The sequence below is a fragment of the Mesorhizobium sp. M00.F.Ca.ET.216.01.1.1 genome (assembly GCF_004010325.2).
Taxonomy (GTDB): Bacteria; Pseudomonadota; Alphaproteobacteria; order Rhizobiales; family Rhizobiaceae; genus Mesorhizobium.
In genome coordinates this window covers 353147-379690 of the sequence record NZ_SADR02000002.1, presented here as the reverse complement: position 1 = coordinate 379690, position 26544 = coordinate 353147, and the positions used below count along the sequence as shown (strand labels likewise).

Here is a 26544-nt window from a genome sequence, read left to right as displayed (position 1 = left end):
GCCTGTTTCTAATATTCAGTTTTCACGTAGATGCCAGTACGCCCCGGGCAGGGATACCCGGCTGCCCCTTTGTGGGCATTCAGGGCACTTGTCATCGACTTCCGTTTGAACTTCTTGCGGCAAACGGGGCATTGGAAGACGTAAGTCGGACCGTGGGAGCCTTGCACTTTGCGCGGCTTTGCCGGCCGGGCAGGCGGCGCAGACCGCCGGACAGGCACCAACGGCGAACGCACTGTCATGATGGGCGCGGCGGCTCTCGGTATGACCACCGGACCGGCCGGTGTCAGCTCAATCGCGTAGCGCGGCGTGAAGGTCTGGTTGGTGCTCCGCGCGCCTTCTATCCGGTCAACACGGTAGCTGCGGTGCTCATTGCGGTCGACATTCCAGGCGTGCAGCAGGACATTCCTGTCCTGGGTCTGCCGGAGCGAATAGGGTTCAATGCGCCGCGTGCCGCCCTGATAGCGCAGTTCAACTACTAGGCGATTGGCGGCGGCGAAGCGGATGATCTCAAGAGCGGATTGGCCCGGAAGCCCGATAGGAAGCCGGAGCGCGCGCTCGCGGATCAATATCTCTCCGGACACGCTTGCATAGGCCGCAGGGATGACCGGCGCCGGACCTCCTTCGAGCCACCCGAAGAATTCCGGCAGGACGCTCCAAAACACATCAACTGGCGGCAGCGCCGGAAGCTGATGCCCGAGCATATGACCCCATGCACCTTCAAGGTCGCCGCGGTGGCCTTCAAGGTCGCTCACGCGCGGCACGGCAATCCCCTTGAAATCACATTTCTGGCGCAGCACATCCATCAGCACGGCAGCGGCCGGACGTGCCTCCGTGTTGCGCTAGAGATTGACCACATCATAGAGATCGCGCGGCCGTGTCCGCTCGGCGAGTGCGCGGACCTTTTCGCCGAACGCCTCTTCATAGGCGTAGGACAAGACCGTGATGCCGCCTTCGGGTGCATCCGTATAGGGATGGAAAATCGGCACCCGCACGGGAGCCAGGACAACCCGCTCGTCTGCTGTGAGGTCAAGCTTAACGCGCGGCAGACCGCCGGTGTTGGAAGAAACGGGCCCCCGGTAGCTGAGCTTGCCCTGGCAGCTCGGGTTGCCACGCGGGTTGGTCAGCATCTCGAAATCCTGGCGATCTACCGGAAATTCAAGGCCGGTGCGCTCGTAGATCCACGCCGACACCTCTCCGAAAACCCGCTTAAGAAAAGCCTGATCAAGATGGGCGGGATCGAGCAGCGTGAAATCTAGGTCTTCCGAAAAGCGGTAGGTTTCAAAGAAGCATTTCTTGAGACAGGTCCCGCCCTTGAATACCCAGTTGTCGGCCAACTCTGGGTGCGCGAAAATGCCGGCGAGCGCCCAGCCGAGCGCGTAGTCCTTTTCCACCACGCTGGGATTGAGGCCGACCCTGGAGGCCGTGTCAAGAATCTCGCGCTTGCCTATCATGCGCCGGCCCCGCTGACCCAGCTATCGGGCACGCGCAGGCGCCAGCGCGTTATCAGGCGCGGACCGGCAAGCCCCGGGTCCAGGAGGGCGTGGCCCTTGGTCAGACGGGCCTTGCTTGCCTCGACAAGATCACCGCCGTCTGGAAAACGCTCTGCCAGAAAGCCGAGCCGCTTGAAGACAGCTCCGTTGCCGAGGCGCTCGGCATAGCTGACCAGCTTCGCAGCATCCTTGTCGGGGCGCCGCATATACTGGCCGAAGCAGTCTGCCACATGCTGGATGCCGCCGCCCGCCGCCGGATCGTTCAGCATATCGACTATGGTGCGGTGAATGTCGGACACGGCTATTTTCGTCTGGCCGCGCCAGACGGGCTGCGTCCCGAATATCTTGTCTTCGGCGATGTGGCTGACGGAATATACCGCGCCCTGACGCTCGACGAGCGGATGATTTACGCGCCGCGCCGTGTAGACGACAACATCCCGGAATATTTGCTCGGTCAGGTCCCAATGCTCGGCGGCGGTTCGCCCGCCGATATAGGCGGGCGCAAACAGCGGCGGCACGAGAATCCAAGGATCTTCCACCACCTGTTCAGCGTCGAGGAACTCCAACTGGACAGGAATGTAGGCGCCAACCCCTACCCGCCGCAACCAACCCTGTCCCGCCCAACGAGACAGCATTTTTGCGGCCTCGGTTCGCGAAACCCGCAGGGCCTTTACCGCGTCATCGATGATCACGACCGGTCCCGCCGTCTTGATGACTGCGGCCAAACGCGCCCTTCCCGGTAGCAGCTTGTGCGAATCCATAGTAGTACAATTGTATCATAGAAATTCACGTTTAACGTGAATTTCTGGTTCAGCATTACACCGAGTATCGTCAAGTGTATCAAATAGCTAAAAATTCCCCAAAAAGGAGAACTCTAGGCAAGCTGGTGTAGTCCTCGTTCTGATGGGACGCTGAGGCTGAACAGCTTCTGTGACTAAAAGGTGCGGCCAGCACCCTGGCCCTCGCCGAGGGCGGGTGGATTCGGGTAGGCCCGCGCGATTTCCTGCAAAAGCGGGCGCACCTTCATGGGCTTATCGATGTAGAGGCTGAAAGAAGCCGGTTAACCACATAGCGCAGACGATAGCCTGCTGCGGCAGGAGTGCCCAGTTTAGTATGCCCTTCCCGAGAGATGGGTGACAGTTCATTCCGGAGACATGGGTTACACTTCTGGCCCTTTGCGAGGAGAGCAAAGGTGCCTTGGCAGGAGTGCAACCGCCAGGCTTTCCTGCAATAGCGCGGCGATCCGCTCCTCGCCCATGCGCTGGCGCCAGCGCGTCATCGAGGAGCGGTCGAACGGCAGTTCGTGACGGAAGAATTCCTCGCCGCACAGATATTGGAAATACGGGTTCTCGATCCAGCGCTCGCACAGCGCCTCGTCCGACAGGTTGAACGTGTGCTTGAGGATGGCGAGCCCCGCCATCAGCCGGGTCGGCAGCGGCGGCATTCCCGGCCCGTCGCAATAGACCTCGCCGAAGCGGGCTTCCAGCACCGGCCAGTCGATGCTGCGCGCCAGCCGCACCAGTTCGTGGTTCATGTTGAGGATCTGATCAAGGCACGCGCGAAACAGATCCTGTTCCCCGCTCTCGCGCCGCTCGCGCGGTTTACCCATCGCCTGGCTCTGATTCACCACCACAAAAACAGTGAATCACGCTTCGCCAGCCAGCGAAACCGAAAACGAAAATTGCAAGGAAACCTCCCGCAAGCAGGGCGTTTCCTGCAATTCCGAAATCGGCAAATCGGTCGAATTCTATGGAATATCAGCGGCTTCCGAATTCTTCACGGCCGACCAATGACTTCGTCAACCACAAAAGTCGGCTCGCTGCCGGCGGAACTATTGCACTCCTTTCCGCCGTTGCCTTCGCCTGTTCGGCTTCGGTCGCGTTCTCGCAGCAACCAAACATGACGCCTGATCAAATGTCAGGTCACGAGGAAAAGCCGGCCATGTTGCATGTGCGCGACCAAGAGGAGGGACAAATGAGCATATCTGCCCCGACCCTGCCCGGCCAGGATGCTTTTGGTGCGATTCAGGAGATCGTGCGCATGCTCGAAGCCGATCCCAATACGGACTGGTCGAAGGTGGACCTCGAGGGGTTGCGCCAGCATCTGATCGACATGAACGAGGTGACGCTCAAAGCGGATGCGGCGACGAAGTCAATCGACGGGGGCCTGCAAATCGCTGTCACCGGCAACATACGTACGCGCGCCGCGATCCAGCGAATGGTCCCGGCGCACGCCCGTGAACTCGATCAGTTGAACAGCTGGTCTGCCAAAACGGAACCGTTGCCGGACGGGGTCCTTCTTACGGTCACTTCCAGCGCGACCAAGGAGGCACATCGCATTCGCGGTCTTGGCTTCATAGGATTGGTTGTCGTGGGTTCGCATCATCAGCCGCATCATCTCGCGATAGCCAAGGGAGAATTCTCCCACCGGCATTGATGGGGGCGATTCAGATGGCCAGGAAACGCTCGGTTAATCGAGCCCAGAGCGCCGCGCCGACGGTCAGGTTGCCGTCGTTGAAATCGTATTTCGAATTGTGCAGCATGGCCGAGTCCTCGCCGTTCCCCAGACGAAGGAAGCAACCGGGTTTGTGTTCCAGGAAGTAGGAAAAGTCCTCGCTGCCGGGGATCAGCGGACAGACGGAGACCTTGTCCTGACCAACGAGCTCGGCCACGACCTCGGTCGCGAAGGCCGTTTCCGGTACGGAGTTCGTCACGACCGGATAGCCGCGCTCGTAGTCGATCTCGACGGTTGCGCCATGGGCCTGCGCGACGGATGTCACGATGCCGCGAATGCGCCGTTCGAGGATGTCGCGAACCTCGGCCGAAAAGGATCGGACGCTGAGCGTGATCTCGGCGTCTTCCGGGATGACGTTGGAGGCCGTGCCGCCATGAATCGTACCGACGGTGATGACGGCCGTCTCCGTCGGGTTGATGTTGCGCGATATCACTGTTTGCAAGGTCATAACGATGTTGGCGGCAGTGACGATCGGATCAACCGTCAGGTGCGGACGCGAGGCGTGGCCGCCACGCCCGGTGATCTTGATCGTGACCGTGTCGCTCGCCGCCATCAGCGGGCCGGCGCGCATCAGGAACGAGCCCACCGGCGCGCCCGGATGGTTGTGCAGCCCGAATATGGCATCGCAGGGAAAGCGCTCGAACAGCCCGTCGGCGATCATCGCCTGCGCCCCGCTGCCCTTGCCGGCTTCCTCGGCCGGCTGAAAGATGAGGTTCACCGTGCCGTTGAAATGCCTGGTGCGCGCCAGGTATTCGGCTGCGCCCAGCAACATCGCGGTGTGGCCGTCATGGCCGCATGCGTGCATCGTTCCGCTGACCCGGCTTGCGTAGGGGAGGCCAGTCGCTTCGGTGATCGGCAAGGCATCCATGTCGGCGCGGATGGCAATGCTGCGGCCGTCCGAACCCTGTCGCAGACGTCCCACGACCCCAAGCCCGCCGACATTGCGCGTCACGTCATAGCCCCAGCGTTCCAGTCGGCCGGCGACGTATTCAGCCGTTTCGTACTCCTGGAAGGACAGTTCGGGATGGGCATGCAGGTGCTGGCGAGCCGCTGCAAGCTCGGCTGCTTTATCGTCGAAGTCGGAGATGCTGGCGAACTGGTTGGTGGTGTTTGACATGGAGGCCTTTTCGCCGACGCAGCGAAGCATCTGGTCGGCTTTCGGTTAGATGAAACGGCTCAAGAAGGCGCGTGTGCGCGGATGTTGTGGATTGGCGAGAACCGCGCCCGGAGGGCCTGCCTCGATGACGTTGCCATCGTCCATGAACACCACCCGATCCGCCGCCTCGCGGGCGAAGCCGATCTCGTGCGTGACAACGATCATGGTCAGCCCCTGCCTGGCAAGATCGCGCATCGTTGCGAGCACCTCGCCGATAAGCTCCGGATCGAGCGCCGAGGTCGGCTCGTCAAACAGCATCAGTTTCGGGCGGATGGCCAGTGCACGGGCGATTGCGACACGCTGTTGTTGGCCCCCGGAGAGCTGACGCGGATAGGCGTCGATCTTGTCGGCAAGGCCGACGCGGGTCAGCAACTCGCGGCCGTAGCGGATCGCCTCTTTTCGGTTCTGTCCATGGACGCCGACCGGGGCCTCGATAACGTTCTGCAGGGTCGTCATGTGCGGATAGAGATTGAACTGCTGAAACACCATTCCGATCTTGCGCCGCTGCACGGTGATTTCTCGATTGGAGAGCCTGTCGAGGCGGCTATTGTGCAGCCGGTAGCCGACTTGTTCGCCGTCAACTTCAATCGATCCCTGGTCGATCGCTTCCAGATGATTAATGCATCGCAGGAACGTTGACTTACCCGAGCCCGAAGGTCCGAGAATAACGACCACTTCGCCCGCAACGACGTCCAGATCGATGCCCTTCAGCACCTCGAGCGGGCCGAATGCCTTGTGAACGTTGCGGGCCCGAACCAGGGCCGTGTCATGCGCGCTCATCGGCGGTCTCCGCTCTGGTGGCCGCTAATTTCTCAGGGGCGCTGTTCTGCGCGCCGCGGTCGCCGCGGCTGTAGTAACGTTCGATCGCACCTTGACCGACGTTGAGGATCGAAGTGATCAGCAGGTACCAAAGCACCGCCACCATCAACAGCGGTATGATCTCGAAGGTACGGTTATAGATCGACTGCACCGAATAGAGCAGATCGGCCATGGCGATTACGCTGACAAGGGAAGTTGCCTTGATCATGCTGATCAGCTGGTTGCCGGTCGGCGGCACGATCGACTTCATGGCTTGCGGGATGATGATGCGCCACAGAGCCCGGGCGCGGGTCATGCCGAAGGCTTCGGCCGTCTCTGCCTGCCCCTTGTCGACCGAAAGCAGCCCGCCGCGAATAATTTCGGCCATATAGGCCGCCTCATTCAGCGCCAAGCCGAGGATCGCAGCCGTCAAGGGAGTGATCAGGTCATTGGTTTCCCAGCTCGCGAATCCAAGCGAAATACGCGGAAACAGCGTCGAGAGGTTGTACCAGAAGATCAGTTGCACCAAGAGTGGGGTGCCGCGGAAGAACCAGATGAACAATCCGGAGAGAGACGAAGCCAGCCTGTCCTTCGACATGCGCGAGATAGCGAGCAGGAGGCCGAGCACGATGCCCAGGATCATCGCCACCACCGTCAGGCCGAGCGTCACAGAAAGGCCCTGCATGACGGTGGGATCGAAGAAATACTGAGCGACGACCGGCCAGCCGAAATTCGGATTGACCGCGACGATGTAGGCGAAGCCGGCCGCCACCGCGAAGGCGAGCGTCCAGAGCGCCACCCGGACAAGCGGGAAGGGCTGGTGAGCGCGCTTGACATCGCGCAGGGCGTCGTCCGGCAGTCGCGCTACCCCGGCAACGTATGCAGCGGTCGCGTCGGTCATGGCATCCTCTATTGGCCTTGGTTGATGCCGGGCGCGTCGATCATGTTTTTCTCGAGACCCCACTTCTTCATGGCCGCGGCATAGGTGCCATTCTTCATCAGGATCTTGAAGGCATCGTGCAGCACGCCGCCCAACGGCGAGTCCTTCTTGACGACGGCGCCCTGGTAAATGTCTTTGAAGCCATTGGCCTGGCCGACACCGGAGAGTTCCAGTTGGCCGTTCGCCTGCTGCACGAAATAGGTCAGTGGCGCCTGCGAGGAAAAGAAGGCGTCGGACCGTTTGGAACGGACGGCGAGGATCGAGCTCGGCTGATCGGTAAAAGACTGAACCTCAACAGCCGGCTCGCCGCCGTCGCTGCATTTCTGCGACTGTTGCTTGATGACCTTTTCGGCCGACCCACCCGACATGACGGCGATGCGCTTGCCGCAGGCGGTGTCAAGCGAGGTGATGCCTTGTGGATTGCCCTTGTCGACGGCAAAGACGACGTATTCGCGCACCCAATCGACGAAGTCGTTCGATTTCTGGCGGTCCGGATAGTCGCCGATCGGCCCCATTGCGAGCTGGTAACGGCCTGAATTGATGCCGCTCAACAAAGCCGGCAGGCCGGCGACCGAGGCATGTTCGACCTCGATGCCGAGCAGCTGGCCGATGGCGTCGGAAATATCTTTGGTCGCCCCCGACAGTTCGGTGCCCGTGACGATCTCATAGGGGGGGAACGAGCCGTTGTTGACCGCCGTGATCTTTCCGGCGCTGCGGATCTCTTCGGGCAGCCGGGCCCGCAATTCTTCGTTCACCGATTGCTTCTGGACGTCCTGGGCAAAGCTTGCCTGGGCAAGCACGGTGGCGAGCGAAGCGAAAATGACGCTTATTGTCCTCATGGCGTTCTCCTTACCTGTTCCTTGTTGTGCGCTATCAGGCTGCGGTCGCCCGCGACTTGGCTTCAAACGGAAACAGGGCTTCGGCGGACATCCGCTCAGCTACAATGCCCTGAATGTGCAGTTCCACGACGAAATCGTCGATCATGCGTCGGTTTGCGGCCAGCCCACTGTCGTTCCACGTTGGAGGCAGGTCGCGCCCCGCATGAAGCAATTCCTCGATGATCCAGGGCGAGGTCTCGGCATATTTGCGGCGCTTGGCCGTCCAAACGCGCTGGCTTTCGTCGATCAGTCGAGCGAGTTCCTGCGGCAGCCATGGATGGTGCTCCACAACGGAAGCCTTGACCGCGACCAGATGCATGCCCGGCACATAGCCGACGTCCTCGAAATAAGCGCGTTCGGCCGCCCGGAAATCGCGTAGCAACTGCCGGAAGCCGGAAGCCGGACCGAAGAAGCCGCCTGGCATGAATGGCGTGAAAACGGCGTCCAGCTGGCCTTCGGCCAGCAGCTCCATCATAGGCCGCTCGCCCGGCGCAACCTCGATGCGCCCCCGTCTCCCAAACCCATCAAGTCGGTCGCTGATCGGGTGCTCGGATGTCAGCCGCCCTGCGAACCAATACGCATCCTCCACGCCAACGCCTGCGCGGCGCAGTGCCGCGCGCGTCCAGGTGTTGCCAGAATCGCGCCAGCCTGTGAGACCGATCCGTTTGCCGGCGAGGTCCGAAAGCCGTTCCAGCGGACTGGCTTCGGCCGTGATGATGCAGCGGTGGCGGAAGCCGCGCATGATGAAGCAAGGCACGCCCACGATTGAGTCCGCACCTGCGGCCATGGTGGACACGTAGCGGCTGAATGAAACCTCGGCCGCATCACAATTGGAATCGGTGGCGAGGTCGGGAATCAAGGTGGCGACGCGCTCGACCTCAACGGCGACACGAGGAGAGCTCACATCGCCGAGGATCAGCGGTGTGAGATAATCCCAATCGCGTGTGGCAATCCTTATGGAGACGGGCATTGGGAACTCGAGACAGATGTTGACCGGCGACTGTTAAATGTTCATTTCTGCTCAATCAAATGTTATTATGTTATTGAACATTAAAAGCAGGGGACGTTATGCCGGGGCCTTTCAACGCCGAATGGTTCGCTGGGCGCCTGGGCGATCGCACAATGCGTGGCATCGCGCGCGAGACCGGCGCGCTAATCCGAAGCGGCGCGTTGCCTGTCGGCACGAAACTGCCGCCGGTGCGTGACCTCGCCTTTGCGCTCGGCGTCAGCCCGGCGACGATCTCGCAGGCCTGGAGCGAGCTTCGCCGGTACAAGATCATAGGCGGCCGTGGACGCAATGGTGCCTGGGTCTTGGCCGACCGCTTCGCCGCACGGCCCGAGCGGCACCTGAGCGGCGGCAATTATGGCCCCGGTGTGTTGAATCTCGCGATCGCGGAGCCCGATGTGGCGCTTCTGCCTCCGCTCGACGTCGCGCTTGCGCGTGGCGCGCGCGCCGAGAAGCTCAACAGCTACGAGCGCGTGCGCATCCTGCCTGAACTGGAGGCGGCGGTGCGCCCTTCATGGCCGTATGATCCTGGTGCGTTCCTGGCCACCAATGGCGGCTACAATGCCATCTACACGCTGCTCCACGCGCTGGTTCCGCACGGTGCGCCGGTGGCGATCGAGGATCCGACGGCGCTGCGCCTGCTCGACATTCTGGAAGATCTCGATGTCCCGATCCTGCCGGTCGAATGCGACAGGGAGGGTCCCTTGCCGAATTCCCTGGCGAGAGCCCTTCAGCAGCGGCCCGCCGCATTCCTGTTCCAGCCGCGCGTCCATTCGGTGACCGGCGCCTGCATGTCGGCGGCGCGGCTCGAGGCCGTTGGAGACCTTCTGGCCGACACGAACGTACTTATCATCGAGGATGATGGTATCGGTGATATTTCGGACGCACCGCGCATTTCCCTCGGCCGGCGCTTTCCGGATCGTGTGATCCATATCCTGTCCTATTCGAAGACGCATGGTCCCGATCTGCGGCTCGCCGTGCTCTCCAGTTCGGCGACGATCGTCGAGCAGATCCAATCCTATCGCAGTTTCAGCGCAGGCTGGACCAGCCGCATCCTGCAGGCGGCTACCGCCTGGCTGCTTCAGGATGGGGCCACAGCCGCTCTGGTGGAGCGAGCGCGAGAGATCTACCGATGCCGCCGCGAACACCTCAGGGATGAACTGGCAAAACGCAGCGTCGAGATTGACGCCGGATTCGGACTCAGCGTCTTCATTCCGGTTGCTTTGGAGTCCTATGCGCTGGTCACGTTGGCGGCGCGCGGCATCGCAGTCTACGCGGGCGCGAAGTTTTCGGCCCAACAGACGAGCGCCATCCGCGTCGCGACGAGCATTCTGCGCGACGAGCACGTCAAGCATGTCGCCGACTCCATCGCGCTGGCAGTCGATCCAACTCGGGAGGGTATCTGAGGCGTGATAATGTTATTGGGTTCCTGCAGACGGGTAATCCAGGCTCGCAGCAAGAAGACAGCAATTGGCTTGCTGCGCCCGGTTGGTCACGTGGCTGGGCAGCCACCCTTGGAGCCAATATCTCCTTTCCGTCAGGGATTGTTCCACACAGCATCTCACGATGAGCCGATTCCTGAGGTTTGGGCGATGGCTACGAGGTGGTACTCGTCGCGGGCACCATAAGGGGGACCTCGCAATCGCAGTCTGTCGAGCTTCAGGATGCCTTTGAGGCGCGTGAACAGCGCTCCAGTTGCTGGGGGCGCGGCTTGATCTGGTCACGCCGTGGTGAGGTCATTATCCGCGACCGAGCCGGCCTAATCATCTTGGCAAACGGCTCCCATGGGCAGCCAGAGGCCGAATATGTGCGGTTAGTTTGGGCAGCCCGTCGCACCGTGGGCCCAAGCTATGGCCGCGTGACATCGCAGCGGCCTCGAAGGCGCAGCGTCCACAAAACGGCTATTCGTGCGTTCAGCGGGCTTAATAATCCCCATGCAAGGGTGAATGTGAGATGCCGCAGTCTGCCTGGGCGGCTGAACATTGAGGTCGATCGACTTTTAGACTAGGCGAAACGGTGCACGCGGAAGCTAGAAAGCATGGGATGCGGATTGCCGGAGGCGATCTCTCTGGCAAGCAACTCACCAGCAATTAGTCCGAGCGTGGCGCCGCTATGGCTGAAGGCGACGTGTACGCCGGTGACAGCCTCGACGGCGCCAAGCACCGGCTCGCCATCGCCGGGGATCGGCTTTGGACCTACCCCATAACCTGCGAGTTGGAGCCGGGGATTGCCTTCCAGTACGGTACTGGCCTCGTCGAGCAGACCTTGGACGGTCTCATCACGAACTGTGCAGGTGCCATCGGGATTGACGACAACTTCTTCTTCCGACCATGCCGAATCCAAGACGAGTGCGCCGTCGGGCGTTGGACGCACGGCCACGCGCGGTGTGTTCAGCACCGCGCGGAGAGCGGTTTTGATCGGCTTGGTCTTCACGAGCAATGAAATAGGCGTGGCGTCGGGGATATGCACGCCAATTTCAGCGAGCATGGCAGGCGTGGCCGGCCCAACGGCAAGCAGCACTGCATCCGCCTCAATCGACACACCATCAGCAGTGACGACGCCACGCGCGCGACCACCTGTGGCATCGATGCGCACGCGTCCAGCGTCCTGAACCAGCTTGCCGCCGCGGGCGCGGAATTCATTGAGCAGCAGATCGATCAGGGAGGGCAGGTCAACCCATCCTTCGCCCGGATTGAAGATGGCGCCCTGCGGGGTGATCGCACTGGCATCGACGCCAGGCGTCACTGCGACGACTTCGGTGGGATCGAGCAGTAGCGCATCATAACCGATGCTTTGTTCAAGCTGCCAGGCCGACACGATTTGGGTCGCTTCGTTGTCGGCGTCCCAGGTCAGGCCACCGTCGAAGCGCAGCCATGGGCCCGTTTCCGGGTGCGTGGCTGCCAGCGTGCGGTAGCGGTCGATCCCGGCCATCCGCAGCCGAAAATATGGCGTATCCGCTCGCCGAGCAGCGTTCAGCCATGACAACGACCGGCCTGATGCTCCATTGGCGGGGACGCCGTCGTTGACGATGGTCACGTCCAAACCGAGCCGTGCCAAGTGCACCGCCGAGGAAACACCGAAGATGCCAGCTCCGACAACGACGATGCGGCGAGGGTTGGGGGATGAAATCATGGGGTCTGTTGTCCCTATCGGTTCAGGTTCGGTTGCGGACGGAATACCCAGCATCGTCTAATAGTCAGTCAGCTTCTTCATGTAGCGTCGGCCTTCCAGCATCGGCTGATTGCGCAACTCAGCCAGCTTGTAGGCAAAGCGCCACAAAGTATCGAAGAAGACCAAGGGCACCAGATACGGCTTGAGGCGATCGACCATGCCGGTCAGGTCGAGTTCTGCTGCGTCGAGCAGGAGGATGTTCTCCGGGCTGCCGTATTTGAAAAGGAAATCGCGGGCACGTTCGGACAGGTTTCGTGTTTCGTCCAGACCCAGCAAAACAACGAAGCAAGCATCCCTATCCACCACCTCGAATGGGCCGTGAAAGAATTCGTTCGCGTGTATCGCCTGCGAGTCGTACCATTGCATCTCCATCAACACACAGATGGCGTAGGAATAGGCCGCACCGTAGTTGGCACCGCTGGCTAGCGTGTAGATTGCCCTTTGAGGCGCGAAGCGAGGGGCGAAGGCCTGGAACCGGTCGGCATAGGTCCGGTGTGCTCGCTCAATGGCCGGTTGAAGATTGCCGAGACTGATTAGCAAATCAGCGGTCAGCCCAGCTTTCTCGTGGGCATCAATCAGGCCAGCGAGCAACATGTAGAGTACGCCGTAATTGCTGTACGCTGCATCAATCGCTTTGCCCGTCGTGTAGGAGGCCAGGTAAGCAACTGAGTGGTCGACCGCCTGCGCGAGGGGCGAGATTTGGTCGAGCGTCATGCCGACCGTCGTTGCGCCTCGATCTCTTGCGTGATTGGCCGCCCGCACGGTCTCCTTGGTGGTTCCTGTCTGCGAGCAAAGGACAACGAGCGTGTCAGGTCCCAACCGCATCGGATCTCGGCAGACGAACTCATCCGCGTTGTAGATGTCGCAGGCGAATGTGCCACTGTGACGGTCGACGAAGTATTTGCCTGCCATCATGATCGAGAGCGAGCCGCCGCACGCCACGAGAAACAGGTGCGAAAACCGCCTGCCCGCCGTAGCGGTCAGGGCGCGTTCTACGTCGGCGGGCAGGGCGGATATCATGAGCTTCCTCATCTCGTTGGCAGAGCTTAGGGCAGGCGCACAATTGACAGACACTAGCAATTTGTGCGAACGTTATCACATCCTTTAAACTGAAAGTCATGCAATGGTCAAGATTGCCATGATGGGCGATAACGTGGTCGATTGTTATCTTGCTCGCGGCGAGATGTTTCCTGGCGGAAACTGCCTCAACGTCTCGGTCTATGTGAGCCGCTTCGGAGGGCAGTCGGCCTATGTTGGAGCGATCGGCAAAGACCGGGCCGGGGACTTGATCCACGCCGCACTGGCGTCGGAGCGCGTGGACGTCACCCGATTGCGGCGCCTCGAAGGGTCGACCGCTTACTGCCTCATTGGCCACCGAAACGCTGATCGGATCTTCCTGGACTTCGACCTCGGCGTCTCGATGTTCACGCCGACGCAAGAAGATCTGAATTTTCTCTCGAGCTTTCAGGCCGTCCACATCGGCCAATCCAGCGGGTTAGACCCGTGGGTTGCCGCGGTATCGAGTAAATCACTGTTATCTTACGATTTTTCCACACGGCGAGAGCCGGAACACCGACGCGAGATTGGGCGCTATTGCTATCTGGCGTCCGTCTCGGGTGCCGGTCTCGACGAAAATGAATTGGCTGCAATCGCATCCGAACTGCTTGCATGTGGTTCAAAGTGGGTTTTGGTGACTCGTGGTCGAGCCGGCGCCGTGCTTCACAGCGACTCCGTCTCCTACCGCACGCCGGCGCGGCTGGTCGAACCTGTCGACACCCTTGGCGCGGGCGACACCTTCATCGCCAGAACGCTATTCGGCCTGCTTAAGGAAGAGGCGCCTCAGGACATCCTCGACCATGCCGCAGAGGCAGCGGCCGCTACCTGCCAGTACTACGGGGCGATCGGCCATGCGTCAGCAATCGATATAGGAAAGATGACGCCGGAGATCCTCCGCGGAGCGCGGCACGTTCAAGATGAGAAAACGGCCTAGCTGCGAAATTCTCCGGAACAATTGACGCGAGAAACGGACAATGCTAGATAAAGTGATAACGTTCTCATTCATCTAGCTGAACGCCGCCTAAGAGCGTTTTGATGGATTAGACGTCGAGTGGGACCGCAGGCCGGGTTCGGCCAATCGTAAGAGGAGAAGACATGCAAACGAATTCAAGCAGGCGCCAACTGGTGAAATGCGGTCTGGCGCTGACTATCGCCCTGGTAACAGGACTTAGCACGTTGGCTGCATCAACGCAGGCAGAGGCGGCCGACAATCCCTACAATCTCATCGACCCTGCGGTGATCAGTGTCGGGACGATGGGCGATGCGAAACCCTATGTCTTCACCGACGCCAACGGCAATTTCACCGGCTTCGACGCTGAACTCTTCCGCGACGTGGCGCGCCGGCTCGGGTTCAAGGAGGAGCAGGTCGTTTTCACCGGCCAGGAATTCTCGGCCCTGCTGCCATCCGTCGCCAACGGCCGCTTCGACGTCGCCGTCGCCGCCATTGGCACGACCGCGGAGCGCAAGAAGACCGTGGATTTTGGCGATGGCTATCTCGCGGGCTACCTTTCGATCATTTCGGCGGATCCAGCTCTGACGAGCAATGAGAGCACCGCCGGAAAGCGTATCGGCGTGATCCAGGGAACGCTGCAGGAAATCTATGCCGAGAAGAATCTGAAGGGCGACATCGTCAAATTCCCCGACAACAACACCGCGGTGGCGGCGCTGAACAATGGGACGATCGATGGCCATTTCACCGACTATGAATCGGCCAAGCAGTACGTGGAGCGCTACAAAAACCTGAAGATAACAATGAATGTGCCGTCCTTCGATGCGCCAGCCGGGTTCGTGGTCAAGAAGGGTAACGACGCCTTCCGCGAGGCGCTGAACAAAGGGCTGCACGAGGCCATGGACGATGGCACCTGGAAACGGCTGCACGAAAAATGGTTCCCAGGCACTCCGATGCCGGATCAATATCTGCCCAAGAAATAAATTCGCGCGTATCCGTTATCGTTCCGGCCGGGCCCGTGAGCAACGGTGCCCGGCCGAGTTATAGATGGACTTGATATGAGCTGGTTCGATACCTTCACGCGCAGCTTCCTTGATTTCCAGGCGATGGCAGAAGTTCTGCCAAACATGGTGATGGTCGGCCTCAAGAACACCCTGGTCCTGGCCCTCGCCTCGACGTTTTTCGGGACGCTGATCGGTATCGTTCTGGCGGTCATGGGGATTTCCGAGAACCGGCCGCTGAAACTCCTTGCGCGAGTCTACACCGATATCTTCCGTGGGCTGCCCGCCATTGTCACGATCCTGATCATTGGCCAAGGCTTCGCGCGGTTGGGCCGAGATCTGTTCGGTCCATCGCCTTACCCGCTGGGCATTCTGGCACTCAGCCTGATTGCCGGCGCCTACATCGGAGAGATTTTCCGCGCCGGCATTCAGAGCGTCGAGCGTGGTCAGATCGACGCCACCCGCACTCTCGGCATGACATATGGCCAAGGCATGCGCTTGGTGGTGATCCCGCAAGGCATCCGCCGCGTCCTGCCTGCACTGGTCAACCAGTTCATCGGCAATGTCAAAGATTCCAGTCTTGTTTACTTTCTTGGCCTTCTCGCCTCCGAACGCGAACTGTTCCGCGTCGGCCAAGACCAGGCCGTGCTGACCGGCAACTTGTCACCGCTGTTGCTGGCCGGCGTGTTCTATCTCGTGATCACGGTACCGCTAACCCACCTCGTCAATTACATCGACACGCGCATGCGCGTTGGCAAACGTATCACCGCTGTGCAGAGCGGCCTCAAGGAGGTCGCCGAGCTTGCCGAAGCCGTCGTGCCGGGCGCAGCGACGTTGCCCGCAGCAGCGCCCACACGCTTCAAGGGCGGCGGTATTGAGGTCAAGAATATCGACATGGCCTACGGCGCCGTCCAGGTGCTCCATAACGTCAGTCTGAAAGTGGAGCCTGGGACGGTCACCTGCCTGATCGGGCCGTCCGGCTCGGGCAAGTCAACCTTGCTGCGCTGCCTCAACCGCCTCGTAGAGTGTCGAGCCGGTGACATTCTTCTCGATGGCGACAGCATCTACAGGCAGACCCCTGATCAACTCCGGCGGCGGGTTGGCATGGTTTTCCAGCAATTCAACTTGTTCCCCGACCGCAGCGCGCTCGCCAACATCACCCTGGCGCTGCGCAAAGTAAAACGTATGTCGCGCGAGGAGGCTGAGGGCGCGGCCTTGGCGAGGCTGCATGAAGTCGGACTACTGGAGCGCAAAGACCATAGGCCGGCAAATCTTTCGGGCGGACAACAGCAGCGGGTGGCTATCGCGCGCGCGCTGGCCCTCGAACCCGAGGTTATGCTGTTCGACGAAGTCACCAGTGCTCTCGATCCGGAATTGGTGAAAGGTGTCCTGAACTTGATGGCCGATCTCGGACGGGGCGGGATGACGATGGTGGTCGTTACGCACGAGATGAACTTCGCTCGCAAGGTTGCGAACCAAGTCGTATTCATGGATGAGGGACGAATTGTCGAGGCAGGACGACCAGCGGACCTTTTCGACAATCCGCAAAGCCCACGTCTTCGTCGCTTTCTGTCCGAGGTGCTGTGATTGCAATGGTGTGCGCAACGGCGAGTACTGCGCTGTTCTGCCTTGCGGGGCGGGCCCAACTGCCGCTAGCTCCTCGTCACGACGCACGCGTGCGCGGCGGGGCTTGCTGAGTGACTCAAAGATCGTCGAAAAACGCAACCATCATCGAGGTCGCTCGCCGTGCCGGAGTGAGCTCTGCCACGGCGGGACGGGTGCTTGGCGACTACGGCTACAGCAGTCCTGAGGTTCAGGAGAAGGTACGCGCCGCCGCAACTGAGCTGGGCTATCGCCCCAATCGCCTGGCCAAGGGCTTGATCACCGGCAAGACGCAGACCATCGGAGTGGTGGTCGGCGACATTGAAAGTCCCTTCTACGCGAGCGTCCTGCGCGGAATAGGGGATGTCGCGCGCCATGGCGGCTTCGGGGTTATCGTTACGAATAGCGATGAAAATGCCGAACTCGAGCGAGAGGCGGTGCAGCTGCTATTGGAAAAGCAGGTCGACGGATTGATCGTCTCATCGACCTTCGTCGACGAGCCAGATCATCTTCGTGAGGCAGTCGCGGCCCGCTGTCCCGTCGTGCAGTTCGACCGCATCGTGCCGGGCCTGGAAACCGATTCAGTCGTGGTCGACAATGTGTCTGTAACGCGCAGCAGTATCGCGACCATGATCGAGGCCGGACACAGTCGCATCGGTATACTGGCGGAACTAGGCCCAGGCCAACGCGATGATGTTGGCTCGTTTGTGGCGAACGCTGATCTCTCCAGTGCTGATGTTCGCTACCATCATCCAAGCTGGCAGAGGCTGTTGGGTTACCTCGAAGCCCATCGCGCCGCAGGCATTACGCCGGATCCGCGGTTGATCCGCCGCGTGGCGGTCTATTCTAGCGAGGCAGCCCGCAAGGAAGCGCTCGATCTGCTGACAATGCGCAATGCACCGTCCGCTCTATTTACCGCCGACGGTGTGATGTCGACAGGCGTTCTGGAGGCGACTTCCGCACTGAAGTTTGCGATTCCAGGAGACGTTTCGCTGCTTTGCTTCGACGACCTCGACTGGATGCAGTTCGTGGCCCAGGGTCTCACCGCCATCGCGCAGCCAGCGCATTTGATCGGAGCGGCGGCGGCGGAGCTTCTCTTAAAGAGGCTAACGGAGGCAACGTTACCTTTCGAGCACCGTGTCCTGGCGGCCCACCTCGTGGAACGAAATTCGATTGCCGTGCATGACCAACTGTAGGCTGAATGATCTGCGGTCCCCGGAAAGGGAAGCAGGCGTGTCCATGACATTCAGTCTAACCGTCGCGGACTGACTATTGGTCATGCTCGGGATAAAGACCGCGTCGATCCCACAGCATGATCATGGCGACATCGCCTCCTGCCTGGTAGGGCTCGATGAGCATTACACAGGTATCAAAATCTCCGATATCTCCTCCGTTGTTGCGCGTGAAGCGACCTGTCTTGGTGTTGCTCAGGCCTATGGCGAACGGCAAAGGAAGGCCGGCCAATCCGCGAGGAATATCTGAGAGTCGATGGCGGCAAGCGCGCCGGCGCCGGTGCGCCTTCCTATAGCGCCGGCGACGCCATCGATAACAGATATTTAGGGGTGCGGCTGGGCAGGCCCTGCCTGTTTGAGAAAGACGAGCTTCCCGTCCAGTTGCGAGACGACGATAGCGACATTGTCGAAGGGGAGCACGTCGACCGGTCGGGTCAGCCCATCGAGAAGCACCTGCCTTTTTCCTGAGACGAGGTCTAACCCGAGAAGCCTGCCGCTGCCAGAAGCCCAGCCATCCGACTGATCGAAAGTGCCGTGCTCTAGGACCAGCATCCCGCCCTTCGTATCGAAGACGACATCGACCGGAGCATTTAAGCCGACGGCCTCGATGCGGGCGCTGCTTGTTTGGCCGGCCTGCGGCAGCGAGACGATACGGCCGCTGCCGGCAACGAAGGGAAATCCGCCGAACAGGGAAACGTAAAGCCGGCCGCCGTGCACGGCGATGCCGGTCGGAACCGCGTCGAAGTCGTATTTTTGCTTGTCGCCGAACTCGGTCGGCGACAGGGCCGTTAGGGCCTGGCCGCTGGTGCTCAGCCGGGCAAAGGCGAAAAGCTGCGTCCGGTCGCTCCCGTCGGCCAGAAGGCGTTCGACGGAGTTCCGCGCGGCGTCGACGACATAGAGCGTGTCGCCCGACAAGGCGAAGTCGTACGGGTTCCAGAAGTCGTTGCTGACGACCCTCGTGACGGCGCCCTCGTCGACCTCGAGCATTGCGTGGTCGTTGGAGTCCTCGTCATGGTCCGCCGGCGTCCAGCCCTGGGCGACGAGATAGCCGTTGCCATGGCGCTCGACTCGATAGGGCCCGGTCGGGTCGCCCATGACGTCGGTGCCATGCGGCAGGACCGGCCCGAAAGCGGTGAAACGGCCGTCTGGGGAGCGCCTGTAGAGGCGGCCGTCGGCGAGGTCGGTCACCAGAAGCGCATCGCCGTCGCGTACAAGGCCGGCAAAGATCGCCCCCGGCTTTCGCACGATTTCGACTTCGTATCCCGACGCTGCCTTCGGCTCCGCTGACCCTTGTGTTGCGATCGCCATGAGCGAAAGGGCAATCAATCCGGTGAGCGTACGCATCGAAAGCCTCCGTTGGCGGCGAAGCGAAAATCAGGGTCATAGGCAAGCCGGCGGGTCGTGCTCAGGCGGGTGGGGTCGCTGTTCCACGCGCCACCGCGAAGCACCCGATACTTTCCGGCGATTTCGGGCAGCGCTTGGCCGCCGTAGGGTGCATAAAAGTCGCGGGTCCATTCCCACACGTTGCCGACGAGGTTGAGCAGGCCCTCCCTGCTCGCCCCAAGTGGGAACGACCGGGCGGGTGCGGTCATGTCATGACCGTCGCTGGCGTCCTCGTCGCAGCAGGCGCCGCGTCCAAAATTGGCGCGTGTCGCGTCGACCGGCGCATCACCCCAGGGGAAGTGTGCTCCCTGCGGCCCGCGCGCCGCGCGTTCGTATTCCTGCTCGGACGGCAACTTCAGGCCATAATGGGCGCAGAACGCCTCTGCATCGGCAAAGCTGACGCCGACGACCGGGTGGTCAGGCAGGCCGAGGGCCGGATGCCGGTCGTAGAAAGCGGCGCGATGTCCCGTCGCCGCGACGAAGCGGCGGTATTGCGCGTTGGTGATCTCGGTCTGGTTCATGGCGAAGGCCTGGCCTTCGACGACATGTCGCGGCCGCTCGTTTTCATCGCCCGTGTCGTTGCCGAAGACGAACGGGCCTCCCGATATTTCGACAAGCGGATTGTCCGCAATGACATCCTCGCCTGCCGCGGCGCCTCCGGTACACAGGAGTGCCGCGACGGCGAGGAGCATCCTAGAAGTCAACACGGTCCTGGCTCTGGCGATCAAACAGGAACACCCGTCCGGGCGCAAAGCCGGCCTCCACCATCTGATCAAAGTCGCCCACAAAATTCTTGTCGGCGCGAACAGTGAGCAACGCCGCTCCGGCGCGCAGGGTGACCAGCGTGCTTTCGCCGGTCAGTTCGACCGAATAGATCGGGGCCACGATATTGGTCTTTTCGCTTCCGGCAGGAAGGACGTGGATGTCCTCCGGGCGGACGCCCAGTACAGCGCTCGCAACGGTCGCGCTCCCGAGGCCGTCGACCCTGACGCCGCCGAAGCTCGTGAAGACCCCGTCCTTGACCTCACCGTCGATCAGGTTCATCGGCGGCGAACCGATGAAGCCCGCGACGAAAAGAGTGCGCGGGTCGTTGTAGATCTCCTTCGGCGTGCCGAGCTGCTCGATCACGCCCTTGTTCATCACCGCCACCCGGTGAGCGAGGGTCATCGCCTCGATCTGGTCGTGGGTGACGTAGATCGTCGTCACCTGTAGCTCGTGCTGGAGGTGCTTGAGTTCGGCCCGCATCTGGACCCGCAGCTTGGCGTCGAGATTGGACAGCGGCTCGTCCATCAAGAAGACCTTTGGTGTGCGGATGATGGCGCGGGCCAGCGCGACGCGCTGGCGCTGCCCGCCGGAGAGTTGCTTCGGCAGCCGGTCGAGCAGGCCGTCGAGCTCGACGCGGCGCGCCACCTCCATGACCATCTGGCGCATCTTGTCCTGCGGCACCTTGCGGATCTTCAAGGGGTAGCCGATGTTATCGGCGACGCTGAGGTGGGGGTAGAGCGCGTAGGACTGGAAGACCATCGCGACGTCGCGATATTTCGGCAGCACGTCGTTGACCGGGTCGCTGCCGATGAAGATCTCTCCGGCCGTAACCTCCTCGAGGCCGGCTACCATGCGCATGGTCGTGGTCTTGCCGCAGCCCGAAGGTCCGAGTAGGACGAGAAACTCCTTGTCGCGCACCTCAAGATTGAGGTCGCTGACCGCGGTGAAGGTGCCGAACTTCTTGACCACGTCCTGGAAGACGACCGAGGCCATGGCTCACCCCTTGACCGCGCCGAACGAGATGCCGCGAACCAGGTGTTTCTGGACGACGAAGGCGAAGATCATGATCGGGATGCAGGCGGTGAAGCCGGCGGCGCTGATTTCGCCCCAATAGGTGTTGTACTGCGTGACGCGCCCGGCAATGCCGATCGGTAGCGTCTGCGATCGTTCGGTCAGGGTCAGGATGAGGGCGAGCAGGAACTCGTTCCACGAAATGATCAGGCAAAAGATGGCTGTGGCCGCCAGCCCAGGACGGGCGAGCGGCAAAGCGACATGCAGGAACGCGCCCCATCGCGTGTCGCCGTCGACCATCGCCGCCTCCTCGAGCTCGACCGGCAGGTCCTGGAAGTAGCTCTTCATCATCCAGGTTGCGAAAGGCAGGTTGAACGCCGTATAGGCGATGATCACCGCAGGCTTCGTGTTCAGCATGCTGAGATGGTTGAAGGCGATGTAGAGCGGGATGATCGTCACGATGGGTGGCATCATGCGCGTCGACAGGATCCAGAACGAGATCTGGTAGCGCCATCTGCCCGGATACTGGAAACGGGCGAGCGCATAGCCGGCCAGGGAGCCGAAGACGACCGAGACAAGCGTCGTCGAGACCGCGATGATCAGGCTGTTCAATGCGTAGATTAGGAAGGGCCGCTCGACGAAGGCGGCGTGGTAATGCTTCGACGTCGGATTGGCGGGGACCCATTGCGGCGGTATCGAGAAGATGTCGATGTCGTATTTGAACGAGTTGGCCGCGATCCAGTAGACCGGGAAGAGGGTGACCACGAGCGCTACGGCGATCGCCGCATAGGCGGCGATGCGCTGGATTCCGATACTCTTTCGGCGGTGCGCCATAGGTCCTCTAGTCGGCAAGCCGCATGCGCTTGATGAACCAGGTGCTGAACGCGACGGTCGTGAACAGCACGAAAAGCGAGATGGCGGCCGCATAGCTGGGGTCGGCGAAGCGGTACGCCACTTGGTAAATATAGAGACTGAGCGTCTTGGTCCGGTCGGCGGGGCCGCCGCCGGTCAAGATGAAGACGAGGTCAAAGAGCCGCAGCGCGTCCATGATGCGTAACAGCAGCGCGATGGCGATGACCGGCTTCAGGAACGGCAGCGTCAGATCCCAGAACTGCCGCCAGGCGGAGGCGCCGTCAATCGCCGCCGCCTCGTACGGCTCGTCCGGCAGGCTGGCGAGCCCGGCAAGCATCAGCAGGAACATGAACGGCGTCCATTGCCAAACGTCGGCGACGATCACGGAGAACATAGCCAGTCGGACGTCGCCGGCCCAAGCTTGGAGGGGCAGGCCGAGCCGGAACATGATCTCGTTGAGCACGCCGAATTGCGGCTCGTAGATGAGCTTCCAGGTGATCGCGACCGCAACCGGCGGCAGCATCATCGGCAGCATCAGGATCGTTTTCAGGAAATTCAAGCGCCGGATGTATCGGTCGAGCAGCAAGGCGAGGCCGAGGCCAAAAAGGAACTCGGTGCCGACAGCGAAGACGGTGAACACCAGCGTGTTCCACAAGCCGACGTGAAACTGCTCGTCGGTGAGAAGCCGCAGAAAATTGTCAGCGCCGGCAAATTGCCAGGGCAGGTCTGGATTCGGGCTGATCCGCGTTGCCGCCGCAATGATCATGTAGATCGACGGGAATATCGTGAGCGCCAGGAGCACGAGCATAGCTGGCGCAAGCATCAATACCCGGAGGTGGCGCTCAAACCACCGCTCGAACGAATTTTCGAACTTCGCACCGATAGAGACGGTCATCGGAAGTTCTATCCGTCATATCAATCAATCATAGCATGGCGAACCCGAGATCCAAACCGGCGCGTACGCGCTCGTGCTTGCCCGGAGAGCTGATCCGGCAAAATGGAGCAGCATCACCGGATACCGCTCCACTTCAATTCACCATATGCGGCCAGCTACTTGATGCCGGTTATCTCTTCGACCGCAGCCTGGGATCTCTTCAGCGCCTCCTCCGGCGTTTCGGTGCCAGCTACAGCTTTGGAAAGCTCGATCCCGAACGCGTTCTCGATCTCGGGCCATTTCGGATGACGCGGACGCGGCGTCGAGGCTTCGATCGCTTGCATGAGCACTGGATAATGCCGGAATTTTTCCTGGCCGGTCAGGCTGGGATCAGTGAAGATCGACTTGCGCACCGGCGGGTTGCCGCGCTGGGCCGAGATTTTCATCTGTTCCGGTGAGGTCGCCCACAGCATGAAGTCGAAGGCCTCCTGCTTGTTCTTCGCAGCGGCCATGATGCCCATCGTCCAGTGGCCGATTTCCGAGCTGCCCGGTTTGGTGCCCGCCGGGATCGGCGAGTAAGAGATCTTGCCGACCATCTTCGACTGGCTGGGATCTTCGAAGGTCGCGACCCAGTTCGGCCAGTTGATCGACGAGGCTGCGGTGCCCGCCGCCAGCGCCTGGCCGACCTCATTGGCGTTGTAGCTCTCGACACCCTTCGGCGAGACGTCGCGCAGGGCCATGAAGGTCTTCATCGCGGCCGCACCTTCGGGCGTGTCGATCGTCACTTTTGTCCGGTCAGCGTTGAACATGTCGGCGCCATAGGACCAGAAGATCGGCATGAAGTCGGCGACGACGGGGTTGCCCTGGCCGCCCCGGAAAACGTAGCCGAAATAGCGGCCGCCGCCTTTTTCGGAGAGCGCCTTGGCTGCCTTCAGCACGTCGTCCCACGTCTTCGGTGCCTCAACGCCTGCTTCCTTGAACTTGGCGGCGTCATAGAAGAACATCTGCGCGTTTCCCACATAGGGCAGGCACACGTAGGGCCCCTTGTTGTAAGGATTGCGGCAGACCGCCAGGGATTTCGACAGGAAGTCGCTGTCCGGTCCTTCGAGCCCGGCCTTCTTGAAATAGGGCGTCAGATCCTCAAGATGCCCGTTTTCCGCGAAGAACGGAATCCACGGATCGTCCATCAGAACGATGTCGAAGGCGCCCGATTTTGTCTGGCCGGCATTGGCCGCCTGTTCGAAGACGTTGCTGTAGGGAGCCTGGACGATCTCGACTTTGGTGCCCTTCAGCTTGGCATAGTCGGCGGCAGCGGCTCTCAGGCCGTCGCCCTCGCTTCCCGAGGGAACGAGCACGGTTATGTCGGCCCACGCGTGCGTCGCCATCAGCGACGACAGCGCGAAGACCACGGAGAAAAGAAATCTTCTGACCATCTTATTCCTCCCTTTTCCGCTCCAGCCCGTCGGGCGGCCGGTGCCAGAACCGCTCGCACGCGTTTGACCGCTTACGAAGCGCGCGAGCGCTCCGTCGCAGACGGCAACGTTTGAAAGGGGGGTACGAACGGCGCAGGGGGCCACTTGGACCGCCAAAGCATCAATACTGCGGGGCAACTCGTGGGTCGTCACAACCCACATCTCCCGTAGGTGCACCGAGGTGCGCTGCATACCATTTTAACATCTTGGCTGCTTCAGTTGAAGTGGATGCGGGCTCCACGGTGTGACGAATACGCCCCGGTCGGGTCAGTACGAGATTGTCGGTCCCCGCGGTGGCGGCAGCGGCCAGGAGCGCACCGTTGTTCGCAACGAACCGCTTCCTATCCGCGACGAAGACGTATCGTTCGCACTGATGGCCGTGCTTGAGCGCTTCCCCCGCTGGGGCGCGTTGTGTTCGTGTCACTCTTCGGTGTCATCTCTTCCAGTACATCGAGCGCCGCCATCTATTGTACGCGCGTATCGTCCAGGGCGCCCACCATGTATTGCACAAGTTCCTCAGTATGCGTCTCCGTCGTCCGCTTCTCCGTCACTTTGTGCCCCCTGCGCATCACCATGAGGCGGTCTGAGACCGCGAAAACATCGGGCAGCGTGTGCGTGATCAGGATGACGGGGACCCCCTGGTCCCGCAGCTTCCTGATGAGCTCCAGGACCTTGTGCTGCTCGGGAACGCCGAGATTGTTGGTCGGCTCGTCCATGATCATCAACCGGGCGTCCCAATAGACGGCGCGAGCGATTGCGACGGCCTGACGTTGTCCGCCGGACAGGCTCTCGATCGGCTGCGTGAGGCTCGGGAATTGGATCGCGAGCGACTCCAGCGCCGCCCGGGACTCCCGAAGCATCATCTGCTCGTCGAGCGTCCGGATGAGGCCGGCGAGGTAGCGCTTCTTCGCTTCGCGCCCAAGGAAGATATTGGCGCTGACATCGAGATTGTTGGCGAGCGCCAAGTCCTGATAGATCGTCTCGATGCCTTGCCGGCGCGCATCCATCGGGCGGGCAAAATGGCTGAGCCGGCCCTCGAAGCAGATCTCGCCTTCGTCCGGCTGATAAACGCCCGACACGCACTTGATAAGGGTCGACTTGCCGGCGCCGTTGTCGCCGAGCAGAGCAACGACCTCGCCAGGGTAGACATCCCAGCTTACGTCGTCGACGGCCACAAGGCCGCCGAAGCGCTTAGTCAGCTTCCTGATCGAAAGGACAGGCTCCGTCACGTCGGCGGCCCTCGTGTCGCCCGGCCGATAATCAGGTCTCGCGACTGGTCGATCAGAACGGCGACGATCACGACAACGCCAACGACGATGAATTGCCAGAACGCCTCGACGTTCAGCATGACAAGACCGGTAGTTAGCACTGCGATGATCAAAGCGCCGATGACGGTGCCCATCACGCTTCCGGCGCCGCCGAACAGGCTGACGCCGCCAATGATGACGGCGGCAATCGAGGAGAGAAGCAACGCATCGCCGATCACCGCCGAGCCGGCAGTGAAGCGGAGTGTCGACAGGAAACCGGCGATACCGGCCGTTGCGGAGGAGAGGATGTAGAGCGAGATGATATGGCGGTCGACCGGGATGCCGGTGCGGATGGCCGCCTCGACATTGCCGCCGATGGCGTAGGTGTGCCGGCCGAACTGGGTCTTTCGCAAAACGAAGATCGCGATCGCGACAATGATGGCGGTGAGCACCACGGGATAAGGAAGGATGCGGTCCATGCGACGGAGCAGCTCGCCGCTTACCTCCGGCGCTGCGAGGAAATGGAGGCCGCCGGCCTCGCCGCGTATGAAATAGACGAGAGCGTCATTGCCATAGGCGCGAATTCCTGGAGGCAGGCCGATCACCGTCGTGTTCTCGGACATCAACAACGCGACGCCACGCACGATGAACGAGCTCCCCAGCGTCACGATGAAGGCCGGCACTTTCAGCTTGGCGATGATGACGCCATTGACGAAACCGACGACACCGGCGCCAGCCACCGCGGCGAGGAATCCGACGACGACCGAGGGAAAAAGCGGCAGTCCGGCATTGAAGACAGCGCGGATCGCCAGCGCCGACAACACCGAGGCGAGACTCATGACCCAACCGACGGAGAGGTCGATGCCGGCGGCGATGATGACGAAGGTCTGGCCGAGGCCGAGCAAAAGTATCGGTGTGATGGCGACGAGGATGTTCTGCGAGTTGCGCACGGTGAGGAAATTGACGGCGCCAAAGCTGACGATCGGTACTGTCACGACGAAGAAGACGATCATCAGGGCGAGGAAAGCCCAGGCCCAGGACCGGCTCAGCGCCAGCACGAATCGCTTCGGCGGCGTTAGGGTTTGCGCTGCGGGGGCCATCTCCGCCACCGCCTTCATTTCCACGCGGGCCACGAAACCTTGTCCTC

General features: G+C 61.3%; 25 protein-coding genes and 2 pseudogenes. 8 read left to right on the top strand and 19 right to left on the bottom strand.

All coding sequences use genetic code 11. From position 1 onward, the window contains the following. Positions 1–8: 8 nt before the first annotated feature. From EN859_RS04675 to EN859_RS04660, 4 genes and pseudogenes are all read right to left on the bottom strand, one after another. Complete coding sequence (locus EN859_RS04675; protein WP_245525480.1) at positions 9–803, bottom strand: WYL domain-containing protein; 795 nt, start codon at positions 801–803, stop codon at positions 9–11. A 36-nt stretch (positions 804–839) separates the two neighbouring features. After that, positions 840–1451 carry a nucleotidyl transferase AbiEii/AbiGii toxin family protein gene (locus tag EN859_RS04670; protein WP_127851743.1) on the bottom strand — a complete coding sequence of 204 codons (612 nt, stop codon included), beginning with the start codon at positions 1449–1451 and terminating at the stop codon, positions 840–842. Beyond that, positions 1448–2215 (bottom strand): hypothetical protein, encoded by a 768-nt coding sequence (locus EN859_RS04665; protein ID WP_245525471.1) that lies wholly within the window; start codon positions 2213–2215, stop codon positions 1448–1450. Before EN859_RS04665 ends, EN859_RS04670 begins: the two co-directional genes overlap by 4 nt. A 479-nt stretch (positions 2216–2694) precedes the next feature. Beyond that, positions 2695–3099: pseudogene (locus EN859_RS04660) on the bottom strand (transposase); the annotation flags it as partial. 140 nt (positions 3100–3239) lie between these two features. On the opposite strand from EN859_RS04660, the gene EN859_RS04655 reads away from it, so the two are divergent. Further along, complete coding sequence (locus EN859_RS04655) at positions 3240–3926, top strand: hypothetical protein (RefSeq protein ID WP_127851741.1); 687 nt, start codon at positions 3240–3242, stop codon at positions 3924–3926. Between the two features lie 10 nt (positions 3927–3936). Here the strand turns inward: EN859_RS04655 and EN859_RS04650 are convergent, their stop codons facing one another. From EN859_RS04650 to EN859_RS04630, 5 genes are read right to left on the bottom strand one after another with little or no spacing between them, the layout of a single operon-like run. Next, positions 3937–5121, bottom strand: a complete 1185-nt coding sequence (locus EN859_RS04650; RefSeq protein ID WP_127851740.1) for a M20 aminoacylase family protein — start codon at positions 5119–5121, stop codon at positions 3937–3939. Between the two features lie 45 nt (positions 5122–5166). Next, the gene (locus EN859_RS04645) at positions 5167–5940 is read right to left on the bottom strand and encodes an amino acid ABC transporter ATP-binding protein (protein ID WP_127851739.1); all 774 of its coding nucleotides are present in this window, start codon (positions 5938–5940) and stop codon (positions 5167–5169) included. Then, the gene (locus tag EN859_RS04640) at positions 5927–6859 is read right to left on the bottom strand and encodes an amino acid ABC transporter permease (RefSeq protein ID WP_127851738.1); all 933 of its coding nucleotides are present in this window, start codon (positions 6857–6859) and stop codon (positions 5927–5929) included. The genes EN859_RS04645 and EN859_RS04640 overlap by 14 nt, the downstream gene beginning before the upstream one ends. An 8-nt stretch (positions 6860–6867) precedes the next feature. Further along, positions 6868–7737, bottom strand: coding sequence for an ABC transporter substrate-binding protein (locus tag EN859_RS04635; RefSeq protein WP_127851737.1), 870 nt, complete (start codon positions 7735–7737; stop codon positions 6868–6870). 34 nt (positions 7738–7771) lie between these two features. Beyond that, positions 7772–8746, bottom strand: a complete 975-nt coding sequence (locus tag EN859_RS04630) for a nitrate ABC transporter substrate-binding protein (protein ID WP_127851736.1) — start codon at positions 8744–8746, stop codon at positions 7772–7774. A gap of 152 nt (positions 8747–8898) precedes the next feature. Between EN859_RS04630 and EN859_RS04625 the strand changes: the two genes are divergently transcribed. After that, positions 8899–10188 carry a PLP-dependent aminotransferase family protein gene (locus EN859_RS04625; RefSeq protein WP_245525470.1) on the top strand — a complete coding sequence of 430 codons (1290 nt, stop codon included), beginning with the start codon at positions 8899–8901 and terminating at the stop codon, positions 10186–10188. Positions 10189–10786: 598 nt separating this feature from the next. Here EN859_RS04625 and EN859_RS04615 read toward each other — a convergent pair. Together EN859_RS04615 and EN859_RS04610 are read right to left on the bottom strand one after the other, a co-directional pair. Further along, positions 10787–11914: an FAD-binding oxidoreductase gene (locus EN859_RS04615; protein ID WP_127851734.1), complete on the bottom strand. Its 1128-nt coding sequence runs from the start codon at positions 11912–11914 to the stop codon at positions 10787–10789. 57 nt (positions 11915–11971) lie between these two features. Beyond that, the gene (locus EN859_RS04610) at positions 11972–12973 is read right to left on the bottom strand and encodes an SIS domain-containing protein (RefSeq protein WP_127851733.1); all 1002 of its coding nucleotides are present in this window, start codon (positions 12971–12973) and stop codon (positions 11972–11974) included. A gap of 103 nt (positions 12974–13076) precedes the next feature. Here EN859_RS04610 and EN859_RS04605 point away from each other — a divergent pair, with 103 nt between their 5' ends. The 6 genes and pseudogenes from EN859_RS04605 to EN859_RS39050 form a co-directional block, all read left to right on the top strand. After that, entirely contained in the window at positions 13077–13943 is an 867-nt protein-coding gene (locus tag EN859_RS04605; protein WP_127851732.1) for a PfkB family carbohydrate kinase, read from the top strand. A gap of 161 nt (positions 13944–14104) precedes the next feature. Further along, the gene (locus EN859_RS04600; RefSeq protein ID WP_127851731.1) at positions 14105–14941 is read left to right on the top strand and encodes an ABC transporter substrate-binding protein; all 837 of its coding nucleotides are present in this window, start codon (positions 14105–14107) and stop codon (positions 14939–14941) included. A gap of 75 nt (positions 14942–15016) precedes the next feature. Beyond that, entirely contained in the window at positions 15017–16546 is a 1530-nt protein-coding gene (locus tag EN859_RS40195) for an amino acid ABC transporter permease/ATP-binding protein (RefSeq protein WP_127851730.1), read from the top strand. A 110-nt stretch (positions 16547–16656) separates the two neighbouring features. After that, entirely contained in the window at positions 16657–17757 is a 1101-nt protein-coding gene (locus tag EN859_RS04590) for a LacI family DNA-binding transcriptional regulator (RefSeq protein ID WP_127851729.1), read from the top strand. Positions 17758–17839: 82 nt separating this feature from the next. After that, complete coding sequence (locus EN859_RS04585; RefSeq protein ID WP_127851728.1) at positions 17840–18043, top strand: hypothetical protein; 204 nt, start codon at positions 17840–17842, stop codon at positions 18041–18043. Continuing rightward, positions 18016–18102: pseudogene (locus EN859_RS39050) on the top strand (formate dehydrogenase); the annotation flags it as partial. The gene EN859_RS04585 and the pseudogene EN859_RS39050, both read left to right, overlap by 28 nt. Before the next feature lie 15 nt (positions 18103–18117). On the opposite strand, the gene EN859_RS04575 reads toward EN859_RS39050, so the two are convergent. The 8 genes from EN859_RS04575 to EN859_RS04535 form a co-directional block, all read right to left on the bottom strand. Next, a complete protein-coding gene (locus EN859_RS04575) occupies positions 18118–19137 on the bottom strand; it encodes a ScyD/ScyE family protein (RefSeq protein WP_127851727.1) in 1020 nt (339 codons plus the stop codon). Further along, complete coding sequence (locus EN859_RS04570) at positions 19116–19868, bottom strand: SUMF1/EgtB/PvdO family nonheme iron enzyme (protein ID WP_127851726.1); 753 nt, start codon at positions 19866–19868, stop codon at positions 19116–19118. The genes EN859_RS04575 and EN859_RS04570 overlap by 22 nt, the downstream gene beginning before the upstream one ends. Before the next feature lies 1 nt (position 19869). Beyond that, the gene (locus EN859_RS04565) at positions 19870–20934 is read right to left on the bottom strand and encodes an ABC transporter ATP-binding protein (protein ID WP_127851725.1); all 1065 of its coding nucleotides are present in this window, start codon (positions 20932–20934) and stop codon (positions 19870–19872) included. 3 nt (positions 20935–20937) lie between these two features. Further along, positions 20938–21786: a carbohydrate ABC transporter permease gene (locus EN859_RS04560; RefSeq protein ID WP_127851724.1), complete on the bottom strand. Its 849-nt coding sequence runs from the start codon at positions 21784–21786 to the stop codon at positions 20938–20940. A 7-nt stretch (positions 21787–21793) separates the two neighbouring features. Then, entirely contained in the window at positions 21794–22699 is a 906-nt protein-coding gene (locus tag EN859_RS04555) for a sugar ABC transporter permease (protein ID WP_127851723.1), read from the bottom strand. A gap of 155 nt (positions 22700–22854) precedes the next feature. After that, complete coding sequence (locus EN859_RS04550) at positions 22855–24111, bottom strand: ABC transporter substrate-binding protein (protein ID WP_127851722.1); 1257 nt, start codon at positions 24109–24111, stop codon at positions 22855–22857. Positions 24112–24614: 503 nt separating this feature from the next. After that, entirely contained in the window at positions 24615–25379 is a 765-nt protein-coding gene (locus EN859_RS04540; protein WP_127851720.1) for an ATP-binding cassette domain-containing protein, read from the bottom strand. Then, entirely contained in the window at positions 25376–26530 is a 1155-nt protein-coding gene (locus EN859_RS04535) for an ABC transporter permease (RefSeq protein WP_245525468.1), read from the bottom strand. The genes EN859_RS04540 and EN859_RS04535 overlap by 4 nt, the downstream gene beginning before the upstream one ends. Between the last annotated feature and the right edge of the window lie 14 nt (positions 26531–26544).

Excerpts from the sequence above, each read along its gene's own strand:
- EN859_RS04575 (WP_127851727.1), bottom strand. The coding sequence starts at position 19,137 with ATGCGTACGCTCACCGGATTGATTGCCCTTTCGCTCATGGCGATCGCA.
- EN859_RS40195 (WP_127851730.1), top strand. The coding sequence starts at position 15,017 with ATGAGCTGGTTCGATACCTTCACGCGCAGCTTCCTTGATTTCCAGGCG.
- EN859_RS04605 (WP_127851732.1), top strand. The coding sequence starts at position 13,077 with ATGGTCAAGATTGCCATGATGGGCGATAACGTGGTCGATTGTTATCTT.
- EN859_RS04635 (WP_127851737.1), bottom strand. The coding sequence starts at position 7,737 with ATGAGGACAATAAGCGTCATTTTCGCTTCGCTCGCCACCGTGCTTGCC.
- EN859_RS04610 (WP_127851733.1), bottom strand. The coding sequence starts at position 12,973 with ATGATATCCGCCCTGCCCGCCGACGTAGAACGCGCCCTGACCGCTACG.
- EN859_RS04645 (WP_127851739.1), bottom strand. The coding sequence starts at position 5,940 with ATGAGCGCGCATGACACGGCCCTGGTTCGGGCCCGCAACGTTCACAAG.
- EN859_RS04615 (WP_127851734.1), bottom strand. The coding sequence starts at position 11,914 with ATGATTTCATCCCCCAACCCTCGCCGCATCGTCGTTGTCGGAGCTGGC.
- EN859_RS04650 (WP_127851740.1), bottom strand. The coding sequence starts at position 5,121 with ATGTCAAACACCACCAACCAGTTCGCCAGCATCTCCGACTTCGACGAT.
- EN859_RS04640 (WP_127851738.1), bottom strand. The coding sequence starts at position 6,859 with ATGACCGACGCGACCGCTGCATACGTTGCCGGGGTAGCGCGACTGCCG.
- EN859_RS04560 (WP_127851724.1), bottom strand. The coding sequence starts at position 21,786 with ATGGCGCACCGCCGAAAGAGTATCGGAATCCAGCGCATCGCCGCCTAT.
- EN859_RS04585 (WP_127851728.1), top strand. The coding sequence starts at position 17,840 with ATGCTCGGGATAAAGACCGCGTCGATCCCACAGCATGATCATGGCGAC.
- EN859_RS04630 (WP_127851736.1), bottom strand. The coding sequence starts at position 8,746 with ATGCCCGTCTCCATAAGGATTGCCACACGCGATTGGGATTATCTCACA.
- EN859_RS04675 (WP_245525480.1), bottom strand. The coding sequence starts at position 803 with ATGGATGTGCTGCGCCAGAAATGTGATTTCAAGGGGATTGCCGTGCCG.
- EN859_RS04550 (WP_127851722.1), bottom strand. The coding sequence starts at position 24,111 with ATGGTCAGAAGATTTCTTTTCTCCGTGGTCTTCGCGCTGTCGTCGCTG.
- EN859_RS04570 (WP_127851726.1), bottom strand. The coding sequence starts at position 19,868 with ATGCTCCTCGCCGTCGCGGCACTCCTGTGTACCGGAGGCGCCGCGGCA.
- EN859_RS04625 (WP_245525470.1), top strand. The coding sequence starts at position 8,899 with ATGCGTGGCATCGCGCGCGAGACCGGCGCGCTAATCCGAAGCGGCGCG.
- EN859_RS04565 (WP_127851725.1), bottom strand. The coding sequence starts at position 20,934 with ATGGCCTCGGTCGTCTTCCAGGACGTGGTCAAGAAGTTCGGCACCTTC.
- EN859_RS04670 (WP_127851743.1), bottom strand. The coding sequence starts at position 1,451 with ATGATAGGCAAGCGCGAGATTCTTGACACGGCCTCCAGGGTCGGCCTC.
- EN859_RS04555 (WP_127851723.1), bottom strand. The coding sequence starts at position 22,699 with ATGACCGTCTCTATCGGTGCGAAGTTCGAAAATTCGTTCGAGCGGTGG.
- EN859_RS04600 (WP_127851731.1), top strand. The coding sequence starts at position 14,105 with ATGCAAACGAATTCAAGCAGGCGCCAACTGGTGAAATGCGGTCTGGCG.
- EN859_RS04655 (WP_127851741.1), top strand. The coding sequence starts at position 3,240 with ATGGAATATCAGCGGCTTCCGAATTCTTCACGGCCGACCAATGACTTC.